Below are 13,516 nucleotides of genomic sequence, written 5' to 3'. Positions count from 1 at the left end.
GGCGGTGACGGTCTACGTCGATGACGCGGTGCATCCCTGGCGCGGTCAGCGCTGGGCGCACCTGATGGCCGACACCCTGGCCGAGCTGCACGCGATGGCGGCGCAGCTCGGCATTCCGCCGCGGGCCTTCCAGAACAAGGCCAGCGGCGCCCACTACGATGTCACAGCAGAGCTGCGCGCGCAGGCGATCGCGCTCGGTGCACGGGCCATTTCCCGGCACGCCGACCGCGAGCTGGTCAAGGCGGTGATCGCCAACGCCCGGGCGCAGTACCGGCCATAGGCAGCCGTTGGTGGCTACCGCTTGCTGTGCAGTGTGGGGCTACCACTTGCTGTGCAGGGTGCGGGTACCACCTCCTGTGGTGGGTGCGGACCTTGGTCCGCACATCAGGCACAGGGCATGCCGACCAAGGTTGGCATCCCCCCATAGGCGGGCTCCGCACCCACCTTCCCCGCTCAGAACGGGTCGCTGCCCAGGCGGATTTCCACGTTCAGCAGCGAGCACAGCGCCAGCATCGCGTCATCGTCGCGGGTCAGCGCCATCACGCCGCTGAAGCCGTCGCTGCCGGCATCCACGCTCCACAGCGTGTAGTTGTGCTCGCGCAGGCGGTCGAAGGCGGTGGACATCAGCTGCACGCCGTCCAGGCCTTCGGCGAAGTCCTCGTCGTCGAGGTCGCCGCCCCAGTCCAGCTGCAGGTTGAAGCGCGCCGACAGCTCGTTCACTGCCGACTGCAGCGATTCCAGGTCGTCGCGATCCACCTCGAAACCGGACTGCCAGGCGATGGCCGTGAACAGTGCCGGCAGCCAGTCGCTGTCCGCTTCCAGCGGTTGGCCGTCCTCGGCCAGCTGCTCGCGCCAGCGGTTGAACTGCTGCAGCGCCAGCTCCTCATCGCCCGGGTTGATCAGCATCAGCAGGTTCCAGACCCGCGCCTCGAAGCCCTCCTCGTCGAAGTCGTGGATGTCTTCCTCGAAGTCGAAATAGTCGCTGTTGTCGGGCATGGCGGAACTTCCTCTGGGGCAGGCCGGCATTCTACGGTTTATCCTGTGCCGCTGAAGCCGGCCTTGGTGGCCGTCACTGTGAATGAAGCGATGAGCGATACCCCTCCCGACCACCTGGCGATCAATCCGGCCAGCCCCTTCCATGATGCGCAGGCGCTGGAGCGCGGCGTGGGCGTGCGTTTCAACGACGTCGAGCGCGACAACGTCGAGGAATACTCGGTCAGCGAAGGCTGGATCCGCGTGCAGGCCGGCAAGGCCCGCGACCGCCGCGGCAACCCGATGACCATCAAGGTCAAGGGCAAGGTCGAGGCGTATTTCCTGGAAACGAAGCCGGAGTAACCGGATCTTGTAGAGTCGAGCCATGCTCGACTGCTCTTTGCACCAGAAGAGCAGTCGAGCATGGCTCGACTCTACATTTCAGGGTCATTCGCGCTTGCGCGATTCCAGCAGGTCCAGGTTGCGGATCAGGCGCCGCGAGATTTCGTCGGAGATCACCCCGCGCCGGGTCAGCCGGAACAGTTCCTCGCGCTCGGCATTGAGGCCGGCGCTGCGCAGCTGGCGATAGCCCTGTTCCATGCGGCGTACCTTGTCCGGGTCCACGTCGGGGCCGTCACTGTCCTTTTCCAGGTGCCGCTGGTACAGCAGGCTCACCCGCGAAGCGGCGTCGTTGTACAGCTGCACGTTCTCGGTGTTCTGGTTCATCACCATCTGCTGGCGCATGCGTTCGACCCCGGCCAGCGCCGCCTTCGACGACAGCCGGCGTGCCAGGTCCTCTTCCTTGCGTTCGCCCGAATCGGCCGGCAGCTGCAGGCCCTTCAACAGCTGCGGCAGCGCGATGCTGGCGCCCAGCAGCGAGAACAGGATCACCGACGCGGCCAGGAAGATCACCAGGTCGCGGGCCGGGAACGCGCTGCCATCGGGCAGGAACAGCGGCAGGGTCAGCACACCGGCCAGGGTGATCGCACCGCGCACGCCGGCCACCGAGGTCGCGACCACGATGCGCCAGTTCGGCGCCTCGCCCCGCTCCAGGCCACGGCGGCGTGCGCGCAGCAGGTTCCAGCGCAGCGACAGCCACACCCACAGCAGGCGCAGCACGACCAGGGCCAGGTTGATCACCACCACGTACACCAGCAGCCACCATGCGCTCTGGTGGCCGCTCTCGTTCATGGTGGTGGTGGCGCGCTCGACGATGCCCGGCAGCTGCTCGCCCAGCAGCACGAACATGATGCCGTTGAAGCTGAACTGCAGCATGTTCCAGACCCCGGCACGCTGCACGCGCATGCTGCCGGAGACGCGGCCGGTCAGCTCCACGTAGCTCATCGCGATACCGGCGGCAACCGCGGCGAGGATGCCCGACGCATGGATTTCTTCGGCCAGCAGGTAGGCGGCGAAGGGGATCAGCAGGTTGACCAGCATTGCCGCGCCCGGCTCCTCGCCGAAGCGGCGCCACAGCCAGCGCTGGAAGGTCGATACGCCCAGGGTGACCGCCACGCCCACTGCCAGGCCGGCCACCGCCACCCACACGAAGGTCAGCGAGGCGGTGGCCAGCGAGAACGTGCCGGTCATCACCGCCGCCACCGCGAAGCGGAAGCAGACCAGGCCGGACGCATCGTTGAGCAGCGACTCGCCTTCCAGGATGTGCATCAGGCGCTTGGGAATCGGCGCCTTGGAGGCGATCGCACCGACCGCCACCGGATCGGTGGGCGACACGATCGCCGCCAGCGCGAAGCACACCGCCAGCGGCATCACCGGGATCAGCCAGTGGATCAGGAACCCGGCGCCGATGACGGTGAACACCACCAGGCCGAAGGCCAGTTCGAGGATCGCGCCCTTGTCGCGGAACAGGCCCTGCTTGGGAATGCGCCAGCCATCGAGGAACAGCAGCGGCGGCAGGAACAGCAGGAAGAACACTTCCGGCTCCAGCGCGTGGCCGCGGTTGAACACCCCGGCGATCACCGCGCCCAGGCCGATCTGCACCAGTGGCAGCGGCAACGAGAACGGCAGGACACGAACCAGGTAGCCGCTGGCAACAACGGCCACCAGCATCGCCAGGACGACTTCGATGGTATGCATGCTTCTTCCAGGAAGCGGCGCGCGGGGAGGCTCGGGAGCCAGCGCCGGAAACCCGGGAAAAACTACCACACGCCGCCGCGGCCGCGACCAACGCGGCCGTCGCGCGTCAGCCCCGGCTCATGCCCCGTCGAAGCGATACAGGTCCATGGCCAGGAATCCGGCATCGATACCAGCATCGATGCGCTGGGCACCGAAGCCGCCCTCGCCCGCCGCGCCCATCGCGAAGAACAGCGGCAACAGGTGCTCGTCGGTCGGGTGCGCGCGTTCGGCGAACGGCGCCTGCCTGCGGTAGTCGAACAGGGCCTGGCGATCATCGGCGGCCAGGCGCTGTTCCACCCACTCGATGAAGGGCCGCACGTACGGCGCTTCCTTGCCGTCCTGGTAGTCGCCCCAGTCGTGCAGGTTGTGGGTAATGCTGCCCGAGCCGACCAGCAGCACGCCCTGCTCGCGCAGCGGCACCAGCGCGCGGCCCAGCGCGAACTGGTGCTCGGGGCCGAGCAGCGGCTGGATCGACACCGGCACCACCGGGATGTCGGCCTGCGGGCGCAGCAAGCGCAGCGGCACCCACGCGCCGTGATCGAGGCCGCGCTGCGGGTCGAGGGCCACCGGCAGGCCGGCGGCGGCGATGCGGTCGGCCACCTCTTCGGCCAGCGCCGGATCACCCGGCGCCGGGTACTGCAGTTCAAACAACGCGCGCGGGAAGCCACCGAAGTCGTGGATCGTAGGCGGCTGCGGATGCGCACCGACCAGCGGCTGCCGGCCCAGCCAGTGCGCCGAGGCCATCACGATGGCGCGCGGCGTCGGCAGGTCCTGCGCCAGCTCGGCCAGGCGCACGCCGACCTGGCCCGGATGCAGGGCAGTCATCGGCGAACCATGCGAGATGTACAACGAAGGCAGGCGGGACATGGAATTCTCCAGTTGCAGGGTCAGGCGGCGATCAGCGCGAACGCAGGGTCCACTTGCCATCGCCGACCAGGAACAGCACCACCAGCGCCAGCGCCCAGAACGCCGGGTATTCCCAGCCGCCGCCGGCATTGGCGAAACCGAAGCCATTGGCGCCGTGCACGGTGACGATGGTGCCCAGCAGCAGCGGCACGCCGACCAGGCCGACCCAGCGCGCGTAGATGCCCAGCAGCAGCGCGGCAGTGATCACCAGTTCGACGCCGATGGTGAGGTAACCGAGCACGCCGGGCAGGCCCAGCGACTCGAAGAACGCCGCCGTACCGGCCGGGGTGAACACCAGCAGCTTGGTCAGCGCATGGACCAGGAACAGCACGCCCAGGGCCAGGCGCAGCAGGGTGGCGCCGTACGGGGCCAGCGGCGAAACAGGAGCGGTCGTGGTGTGCATCGGAAAGCACCTTGAAGGGAGTAGGCACAGGTTATTGCGCCTTCACGGACTGATAAATACGATCGTTTGACCGTATTTATTTCAAAAGGCGCAACAATGGACACCCTTGAGGCGATGCGCGTGTTCGTGGCCGTGGTCGAGCGCAATGGCTTCAGTGCCGCCGCCCAGGCGCTGGACCTGTCCACCGCCGGGGTGACCCGCCAGGTCGCCGCGCTGGAGAAGCGCCTGTCCACCCGCCTGCTCCACCGCACCACGCGCCGGGTCAGCCCGACCAGTGCCGGCGCGGCCTATTACGCCCAGTGCGTGCGCCTGCTGGCCGAATTCGATGCGCTGGAAGCCAGCATCGGCGCGCAGGCGCTGGAACCGTCGGGCACGCTGCGCATCAACGCACCGGTCAGCTGGGGCATCGCCCGCCTCGGGCCCTTGCTGGCCAGCTACCGCGAACGCTTCCCGCAGGTGGAGCTGGACCTGGCCCTGTCCGACCGGCTGGTGGACATGGTCGAGGAAGGCTACGACGTGGCCATCCGCATCACCCGCGAGCCTGGCCCGACGCTGATCGCGCGTCGCCTGGGCCAATCGCGGGTGAGCCTGTGTGCCGCACCGTCCTACCTGGCCGCGCGTGGCACGCCGCAGACCCCGCAGGATCTGGCGGCACACGCGTGCCTGAGCTACAGCTACTGGGCCGCTGGCGATCACTGGCCGCTGCAGGGGCCCGGCGGCGAGGTGAAGGTGGCGGTGAGCAGCCTGCTGCACGCCAACAACGGCGATGTGCTGCGCGAAGCGGCGATCGCCGGCATGGGCGTGATCCTGCAGCCGGACTTCCTGCTGGAAGACGCGCTGGCCGATGGCCGCCTGGTGCGCGTGCTGCCGGAGTGGGAGGCCTCGCCGATCGGCATTTTCGCGGTCTATACCAGCCGCAGCCATCTGGCACCGAAGGTGCGCAGCTTCATCGACCACCTGGTGGAGGCCGGGGTGTAGCCGAGTCTGGCGTTTGCCGGCCAGCGGCCGGCACTACCGTCATGGTTCGGCCTGGCGTTTGCCGGCCAGCGGCCGGCACTACCGTCATGGTTCGGCCTGGCGTTTGCCGGCCAGCGGCCGGCACTACCGGTCGGGTCGTGCCGGCCGCTGGCCGGCAGATGCGAAAGCCGCTCAGGCCGGCACTTCATCCAGCGCGTCGATGATCTGCTCCAGCGGCGCCGGCCGCCCCAGCAGGTAGCCCTGCACCTGGTCGCAGCCGTGCGCGGCCAGCCAGTCCAGCTGCCCCGGCGTCTCCACGCCTTCAGCGATGATGGTCAGCCCCATGCTGTGGCCCAGCGACAGCAGCGCGCGGCAGATCGACGCGTTGCGCGGGTTGGTTTCCACATCCGCAACGAAGCTGCGGTCGATCTTCAGGATGTCCAGCGGCAGGTGCTGCAGGTAGGACATGCTGGAGTAACCCGTACCGAAGTCATCCAGCGACACGCTGATGCCCTGCTCGTGCAGGCGCTGCATGGTCTGCATCGCCTGCGCCGGCTTGCGCATCAGGCTGCTCTCGGTCAGCTCCACGTGCAGCGCACCGCGGGCCAGCCCGAACTCCTGCTGGGCGCGGGTGAACTCGGCCACCAGGTCACTGTTGAAGAACTGCACGGCCGAGACATTCACCGCGATCGGCAACTCGCCCCAGCCGGCCTCGACCAGCCGGCGCTGCGCCTTCGCCGCCGCGCGGATCACCCAGCGGCCCAGCGCCAGGATCAGCCCGGTCTCCTCGCACAGCTGGATGAACTCGTTGGGCGGGATGAAGCTGCCATCGGCCTGCGGCCAGCGCAGCAGGGCCTCCAGCGCGGCCGGGCTGCCATCGCCGGCATGCCGGATCGGCTGGAAGTACAGCTGGAATTCGTTGTCGATGGCGGCATGGATGCGCCCGGCCAGGCGCAGGCGGTCGGCCAGCCGCGTGGTCACCGCCGCGTCGAACCACACCACCACGTTGCCTTCCGCACGCGCTGCATGGGCGGCCTGCGCGGCCATGCCGATCACCTGCTCGGCGGAGTAGCCGTCACCGGGCACATGCACGGCCACGCCGATGCGTGGCTCGAACTGGTGCAGCGAATCCTTGCCCCGCATCGGCGCCGACACGATCTGCAGCAGATCATCCAGCACGCGCTGGGTATCGTGGCCGGTACCGATGGCGAACACGAAGTCCTCCGCTGGCTGGAACGCCAGCGTGCCGCAGCGCGCGCCCAGCCCACCCAGCCGCGTCGCCATCGACTGCAGCACCGCATCGCCGATCTCGCGGCCCAGCGTATCGGCCACCAGCTGCAGGCCACGCAACTGCACGAAGGCGATGGTGTAGCCCGCGTCCTGCTCGTCCAGCTGTCCGGTCAGCGCGCGTACGTTGAGCAGGCCGGTAGCCGGGTTGTGCCGCGCCTGGTAGGCCAGGTCGCGCTCGTAGGCCAGCCGTTCGCTGACATCCTCGGCCAGCACCAGGCACGCGGGCTGGCCATCGAAGTCCAGCTTGGACAGGTGCGTGCGGACTTCGAACACGCTGCCGTCCTTGCGCCGGTGCAGGCGCACGGTAGCGTCCTGCAGTTCGCCGACACGGGCCTTGGCGATGGCCCCTTTCACCTCGTCCCAACCTTCGCGCGGGCGGATGTCGAGAATGCTCATCGCCAGGAATTCATCGCGGCTGTAGCCGTACTGGCGCACCGCGGCATCGTTGACCTCGATGAAGCGCAGCGTGTCCGGGTCGAACACCCAGAACGGCGCCGGGTTGCGGTCGAACAGCAGGCGGAAGCGGCGTTCCACCTCGCTCATCTGCTCGCGTGCCTGGTAGCGTTCGCTCAGGTCGGTCAGCGCACCGATCATGCGCCGCTCGCTGTCGTCCACCTCCACCCGCTGCCCGCGCGCGCCCACCCAGCGCACCTCGCCACCGGGCAGCACCAGGCGGAACACCTGGTCGAGCACCGCGCCACCGGCGAAGGCCTGGTCGAAGGCCTGCTGCAGGCGCGCGACATCGTCGCGGTGCACGCGCGCGAAGAAATCGGCGACCGGCAAGGCATCGGTCTGCACGCCGAAGATCTCGCGCGCCAGCGGTGACCAGCGCAGCAGTGCGGCATCCTCGTCCACGTACCAGGTGCAGACACGGCCGACCTGGTGCGCCAGGCGCAGTTCGGCATGGCCGGCTTTCAGTTCCTCGGCCATCGACTGCTGGCGGCGGGTGCTGCGGCGCACGGCATACAGCAGCGCCAGCAATACCGCGATGTAGGCCAGCACGATCGCCACCGAGGCCTGCAGGTAGGGCCACCATGGCGCCAGCACGTCCTCGTCGGCCAGCCCGACCTGCACCGCCAGCGGGCTGCGTTCCAGCGTACTGATGGTGATGATGCGCGGCACGCCATCGACCGCGCCCGGCAGGCTGCCCAGCTCGACCACCGCCTGCTTGCCGAGCAGGTCGCGGCGCGGCAGGTCGTAGCGGCGGCCGACCGTGCCATGCGGGTCCGGCACACGGGCCAGCATGTAGCCGTCGGCGTCGCTGATCGAGACCAGTCCATTGGGGCCGACATCAAGGCCACCGACGATGCGCTGCAGTTCGCCACAGCGCAGCCGTGCCAGCAACCAGCGGTCGCCAGCCATCGGCAGCGCCAGCGGTACCACCCAGCCGCCATCGCCGGCCCGCTGCGGCGGGCCGATGTACAGCGCGCTACCCTGGCCACGGCGCTGCGGGTCGGTCCACAGCGGCAGCTGCAGGTCGCCCTGGCCGGCGGTCAGCGCTCGGCCGTAGCTATCGAGCACGACGATGCTGTGCAGTTCGGCATGGCGCCGCAGCACGCCACCGATGGCAGCGTCCAGCAACGCCGGTGCCTGCACCGGCACGCTGCGGAACAGCTCCACGGCATCGGCGGCGATGCCGGACATCGCCCGCTCCAGGTTGCGCAGCTCCAGCGCCAGCAGGCGTTCACTGCCCACCGCCAACGCGCGGCTCTGGCGTTGCGCGGCCTCCAGCCGGCGCTGGTGGTCGTTGACCAGCATGGTGGCCAGGCCCGCCACCAGCAGCACGCCCAGCAGCACGCCGCCCCAGGTAATGGCGCGCAGTGGCCGGGCCAACGCCCGCTTCAGTGCGGGCATCGGTCGATCTTCCTTGTGCAGTCGGCTGGCTTCATGCGCGAACGAATCCTCCACGTCCCCGACCTCAACGGCCGGCGGACGCCATTCTTGACGCCTGACCCAACCCCGCATGGCCACCTCCCCGTGACCACGCAGGGCTCCCGGGACCAGCATGCACCACCCCGATGACGGCGTGAAGATCGCATCGGCGCGTTCAGCCAGATCCTGCACAGGACAGGCGGCACAAGGGGCCGGCCAGGCGGGCCGGAGCGGATTAGACTTGGGGTTTTCCGCTGCAAGAGAAGTCCATGTCCAAGCTGCGCCGTCCCACCCTGGCACTGGCCATCATCGCCAGCCTGTCCCTGGCCGCCTGCGACCGCCCGGCCGATCCGGCCGCCGGCACCGCTGCGCCGGCCGATGCTGCGCCCGCTGCCGCCAAGCCGATGCTGGGCAGCTTCGGCTTCGACGCCAGCGGCATGGACCGCAGCATTGCCGCCGGCGACGACTTCTTCGGCTTCGCCAACGGCACCTGGGTGAAGAACACCGAGATTCCGGCCGACCGTTCGCGCTTCGGCAGCTTCAACGTCATCGCCGAGAAGACCCTGGCCGACACCCGCGCCATTCTCGAAGGCGCCGCCGGCAACGCCCAGGCCAGCGGCGACGACAAGCTGATCGGCGACTACTACGCCGCCTACATGGACGAAGCCGCCATCGAGCAGCACGGCATCGCGCCGGTGCAGCCGCAGCTGAAGGCCATCGATGCGATCGCCGACAAGGCCGGGCTGGCCCGCGCCCTGGGCGGCGACATGCGCGCCGACGTCGACCTGCTCAACGCCACCAACTTCTATACCGATCGCCTGTTCGGCCTGTGGGTGTCGGTGGACATGCTGCAGCCGGACCGCACCGCCCCTTATCTGGTGCAGGGCGGCCTGGGCATGCCCGACCGTGACTTCTACCTGGGCGGCGGCCGCATGGCCGAACTGCGCAAGCAGTACCAGGCCTACATCGCGCAGATGCTGCAGCTGGCCGGCGCCGCCGACCCGGCCGGCAAGGCGCAGCGCATCCTCGCGCTGGAGACCAGGATCGCGCAGGCGCATGCCACCCAGGAAGAAACCAACGACGTGACCAAGGGCGCCAACCCCTGGACCCAGGCTGACTTCAACGCCAAGGCCCCGGGCATGGACTGGAACGCCTTCCTCGATGCGGCTGCACTCGGCAACCAGCAGGACTTCATCGTGTGGCAGCCCAAGGCCGTCGCCGGCCTGTCGAAGCTGGTCGCCACCGAACCGCTGGACGCCTGGAAGGACTACCTCGCCTTCCACGCGCTTGACCGCGCCGCCGCCTATCTGCCGAAGAAGTTCGCCGACGCCCGTTTCGCTTTCCATGGCACCGCGCTGAGCGGCACGCCGCAGCAGAGCGACCGCTGGAAGCGGGCCGTGGATGACGCCAACCATGCGGTCGGCGAAGCCATCGGCAAGCGTTACGTCGAAAAGCACTTCGACGCCAAAACCAAGGAACGTGCGGACGAGATGGCGAAGAACATCATCGCCGCCTTCGCCAAGCGCATCGACGCGCTGTCGTGGATGTCGCCGCAGACCAAGGCACACGCCAAGGCCAAGGTTGCCGGCCTCACCGTGGGCATGGGCTATCCGGAAAAGTGGCGCGACTACACCGGGCTGGAGATCCGCCGCGATGACGCGCTGGGCAATGCACAGCGCGCCGAGCTGTTCGAGTACCAGCGCAACATCGCCAAGCTGGGCAAGGCGGTCGACCACAGCGAGTGGGCGATGCTGCCGCAGACCATCAACGCGATGAACGTGCCGCTGGAAAACCGCCTGGTGTTCCCGGCCGCCATCCTGCAGCCGCCGTTCTTCGACGGTGCGGCCGACGACGCCGTGAACTACGGCGCGATCGGTGCGGTGATCGGCCACGAGATCAGCCATGGCTTCGACAACGCCGGCGCGCTGTTCGATGAAACCGGCAAGCTGCACAACTGGTGGACCGCCGAAGACCTCAAGCAGTTCAATGCCGCCGGTGACGCGCTGGCCGCGCAGTTCAGCAGCTACGAACCGTTCCCGGGCGTGCACGTGAACGGCAAGCTGACCCTGGGCGAGAACATCGCCGACGTGGCCGGCCTGGGCACTGCCTACGACGCCTACCAGCTGTCACTGCAGGGCAAGCCCGGCCAGACCCTGGAGGGCTTCACTCCGGACCAGCGCTTCTTCCTCGGTTTCGCCCAGGCGTGGCGCAGCAAGAGCCGCGAGCAGGCGCTGCGCAATTCGCTGCTGACCGACGTGCATGCACCGGGCCAGTTCCGCGCACTGACCGTGCGCAACATCGACGCCTGGTACCCGGCGTTCGAAGTGAAGGAAGGCCAGAAGCTGTACCTGGCCCCGGACAAGCGGGTCAAGGTGTGGTGATGTAACCGGAACGGGCGCCGCAGGGCGCCCGTTTCATTTTCCGGCCTCGCTCTGGTGGGTGCCGACCTTGGTCGGCACGGGGCAGGAATCCACCCACGGTGTGAATCTACCTGCGGGTAGTGGCAACCATCAGCAGAGCGCTCGCAGCCAACACCGCCGCAGCCCACAGATTGGCGTGCAGCCCGGTGCTGTCCAGCAGCCTGCCTCCGACCCACGCCCCTGCTGCAATGCCGATGTTGAACACACCGACATACAACGCGGTGGCGATTTCCACGCCATGTGGCACCGCTTTCATCATCCAGCTCATCAGGCCGACCGACACACCGCCGTAGGCCAGCCCCCACAGCAGCAGCACCGTGATGCCTCCGGCCGGCGTGCCGCCCATCCACAGCAACAGCAGCGGCGTCAGCAGCAGGCCCGAGGCGATGGCCAGCAGCACGCCACGCGGATGGCGTGCGGCCAGTGGCCCGGCAACGAAGTTGCCGACGATGCCGGCCAGGCCATAGGCAAACAGCAGTCCGCCGATCCACGACGCCTGCACCCCCGATACGTCCATCAACAGCGGACGCACATAGGTAAACGCGATGAAGTGCCCGGCCACCAGCAGCAGGGTCAGCCACAAGCCCTGGCGCAGGCCACGATGGCCGAGCTGCTGCACGAACTGCATCGGCCGAACCGACCTCGCCACCGGCAACGCGGGAAGCACCGCAGGCTGCAGCAGCAGTATCGCCGCACTGAACAGCGCCATCGCTGCAAACGCACAGCGCCAGCCCAGCGCGTCGCCGATCAGTGCACCGAGCGGCACGCCCAGCACCGACGCCGCGGCCACGCCGCCGAAGATGATCGAGGTGGCCAGGCCCACGCGGTGCGCGGGCACCAGCCGTGCGGCCAATCCACCGGCGATGGCCCAGATGCCGCCCATGCAGAACCCGACCAGTACGCGCGCGGCCAGCAGCCAGCTGATGCTGGGCGCCAGCGCGGAGGCGATGTTGGCCACTGTCAGCAGGCCGAGCAGTGCACACAGGATGCGGCGGCGATCGATGCCACCGGCAGCGATCACCACCAGCGGTGCGAACAGCGCCGCCAGCAGGGCCGGCAGCGAGATCATCAGGCCGGCGGTACCGGTGGACGCGCCGAGCGCTTCGGCAATCGGGGTCAGCAGGCCGACCGGCAGCATCTCGGTGGTGACCACCGAGAACGTGGCCAGGCCAACCGCGCTGACGGCCCACCATGGATGGCGCACAGGGGGCACGGCATGCGCAGGCGAAGCAGCACTCACGGGGCGACTCCTTCAGCGCAGAGAGAGGGAACAGGCCTGCGCAGCGCACGGCAGGCAGACAGCGCGACCAGCAGCACCACGGCGCCCGCCACCAGCGCGATCACGAAGCCGCTGCGCACGCCACCGGCATCGACGCTGTACCCGGACAGCGCCGCGCCCAGCGCAACGCCGATGTTCAATCCGGCCAGCAGCCAGGTCATGCCTTCGGTAAGCCGCGATGCGGGAACGCGCTGTTCGACCAGCGACATCGCCACGATCATCGTCGGCGCGAAGAACAGCCCGGCCAGCAGCACCGCCGCCGCCAACGCGGGCAGCGTGCCGGCCCACGGCAGTGGCAGCGTGGTCAGGGCGGTCGCCGCTGCCCCCAGCAGCAACAGCCGCGGCATCGGCACCTGCAGCTTCAACGCACCGAACAGCAGGCCGGCCGCGCAACTGCCCAGCGCATAGGCCGAGAGCACCGCACTGGCTGCCAGCGGCTGCCCGCGCTGCTCGGCGAACGCCACGCTGGTGATATCGACGGTGCCGACAATCACGCCCATCGCCAGCATCAGCAACGTCAGCAGGCGGATCTCCGCCTGCCGCAGCAGAGAACGCGAAGGCAACCCGGCTTCTTCGCGGGATTGCAGCGGCGGCTCGGTGCCCCGTTGCAGCACCAGCGCAGCCACGCCCACCAGCAGCAGCAGGGCCGCCACCAGCACGCCGGCCTGCGGCCACACCGCCACCGACAGCCCTACCGACAGCGGTGGCCCGGCGATGAAGGTGACCTCGTCGAACACCGTCTCCAGCGAGTACGCGGTCTGCAGCACCGGGCGGCCGCGATGGATTGCGGTCCAGCGCGCGCGCACCATCGCCGACACGCTGGGCATGCAGCCGGCCAGCATCGCCGCGCCGAACAGCATCCCGTCCGGCGCCGCCATCACGGTGCAGGCCAGCAGCAACAGCAGGCCGGTCGCGCTGGCCGCGGCGGCCCACGGCAGCACCCGTGCCTGGCCGTACCGGTCGACCCAGCGTGACACCTGCGGCGACAGCAACGCGTAGGTCAGCACGAAGGTGGCCGACACCGCACCGGCCAGCGCATAGCTGCCGCGCAGCTGCGACAGCAGGGTGATGATGCCGATGCCGGTCATCGGCAGCGGCAGGCGGGCCAGCAACCCGGCCAGGGCAAGCCCGGCCGTGCCGGGCGCAGCGAACAGGTCGCGATAAGGGGTGGCCATCAGGATCTCCAGAGCGGCGGCTTGCCTGGCGCGCGGGGCGCCACGACAATACATACAGGGCGTATGAATAAGAGGCTACATTCATACGATCCGTATGTAAATAATC

At 68.8% G+C, this 13,516-nt stretch carries 11 protein-coding genes; 4 read left to right on the top strand and 7 right to left on the bottom strand.

Translation table 11 applies throughout. The features are described from left to right. The first annotated feature begins 4 nt into the window (after positions 1–4). Complete coding sequence (locus tag VN11_RS02300; RefSeq protein ID WP_004153991.1) at positions 5–280, top strand: DUF4031 domain-containing protein; 276 nt, start codon at positions 5–7, stop codon at positions 278–280. Positions 281–453: 173 nt separating this feature from the next. On the opposite strand, the gene VN11_RS02295 is transcribed toward VN11_RS02300, so the two are convergent. Then, complete coding sequence (locus VN11_RS02295) at positions 454–996, bottom strand: DUF6630 family protein (protein ID WP_053448662.1); 543 nt, start codon at positions 994–996, stop codon at positions 454–456. A gap of 90 nt (positions 997–1,086) precedes the next feature. Between VN11_RS02295 and VN11_RS02290 the strand changes: the two genes are divergently transcribed. Next, a complete protein-coding gene (locus VN11_RS02290) occupies positions 1,087–1,335 on the top strand; it encodes a DUF3297 family protein (protein ID WP_012509930.1) in 249 nt (82 codons plus the stop codon). An 84-nt stretch (positions 1,336–1,419) separates the two neighbouring features. On the opposite strand, the gene VN11_RS02285 is transcribed toward VN11_RS02290, so the two are convergent. The 3 genes from VN11_RS02285 to VN11_RS02275 form a co-directional block, all read right to left on the bottom strand. Continuing rightward, complete coding sequence (locus tag VN11_RS02285) at positions 1,420–3,069, bottom strand: Na+/H+ antiporter (protein ID WP_008267158.1); 1,650 nt, start codon at positions 3,067–3,069, stop codon at positions 1,420–1,422. Between the two features lie 117 nt (positions 3,070–3,186). Continuing rightward, complete coding sequence (locus tag VN11_RS02280; RefSeq protein ID WP_053448661.1) at positions 3,187–3,975, bottom strand: dioxygenase family protein; 789 nt, start codon at positions 3,973–3,975, stop codon at positions 3,187–3,189. A gap of 31 nt (positions 3,976–4,006) precedes the next feature. Further along, on the bottom strand, positions 4,007–4,417 hold the full coding sequence (locus tag VN11_RS02275; RefSeq protein ID WP_032128753.1) for a DoxX family protein: 411 nt from the start codon (positions 4,415–4,417) through the stop codon (positions 4,007–4,009). A gap of 96 nt (positions 4,418–4,513) precedes the next feature. On the opposite strand from VN11_RS02275, the gene VN11_RS02270 reads away from it, so the two are divergent. Beyond that, entirely contained in the window at positions 4,514–5,395 is an 882-nt protein-coding gene (locus VN11_RS02270) for a LysR family transcriptional regulator (RefSeq protein ID WP_053448660.1), read from the top strand. A gap of 171 nt (positions 5,396–5,566) precedes the next feature. Here the strand turns inward: VN11_RS02270 and VN11_RS02265 are convergent, their stop codons facing one another. Beyond that, on the bottom strand, positions 5,567–8,629 hold the full coding sequence (locus VN11_RS02265; protein WP_053448659.1) for a bifunctional diguanylate cyclase/phosphodiesterase: 3,063 nt from the start codon (positions 8,627–8,629) through the stop codon (positions 5,567–5,569). A gap of 176 nt (positions 8,630–8,805) precedes the next feature. Here VN11_RS02265 and VN11_RS02260 point away from each other — a divergent pair, with 176 nt between their 5' ends. Further along, complete coding sequence (locus VN11_RS02260; protein ID WP_053448658.1) at positions 8,806–10,917, top strand: M13 family metallopeptidase; 2,112 nt, start codon at positions 8,806–8,808, stop codon at positions 10,915–10,917. Positions 10,918–11,023: 106 nt separating this feature from the next. Here the strand turns inward: VN11_RS02260 and VN11_RS02255 are convergent, their stop codons facing one another. Both VN11_RS02255 and VN11_RS02250 read right to left on the bottom strand, forming a co-directional pair. Continuing rightward, positions 11,024–12,196 (bottom strand): MFS transporter, encoded by a 1,173-nt coding sequence (locus VN11_RS02255; protein ID WP_053448657.1) that lies wholly within the window; start codon positions 12,194–12,196, stop codon positions 11,024–11,026. Beyond that, positions 12,193–13,410 carry an MFS transporter gene (locus VN11_RS02250; protein WP_053448656.1) on the bottom strand — a complete coding sequence of 406 codons (1,218 nt, stop codon included), beginning with the start codon at positions 13,408–13,410 and terminating at the stop codon, positions 12,193–12,195. Before VN11_RS02250 ends, VN11_RS02255 begins: the two co-directional genes overlap by 4 nt. Between the last annotated feature and the right edge of the window lie 106 nt (positions 13,411–13,516).

The sequence above is a fragment of the Stenotrophomonas maltophilia genome (genome assembly GCF_001274595.1).
Classification (GTDB): Bacteria; Pseudomonadota; Gammaproteobacteria; order Xanthomonadales; family Xanthomonadaceae; genus Stenotrophomonas; species Stenotrophomonas forensis.
The sequence above is the reverse complement of the archived record's forward strand: the minus strand, read 5'-3'. Positions and strand labels throughout refer to the sequence as shown.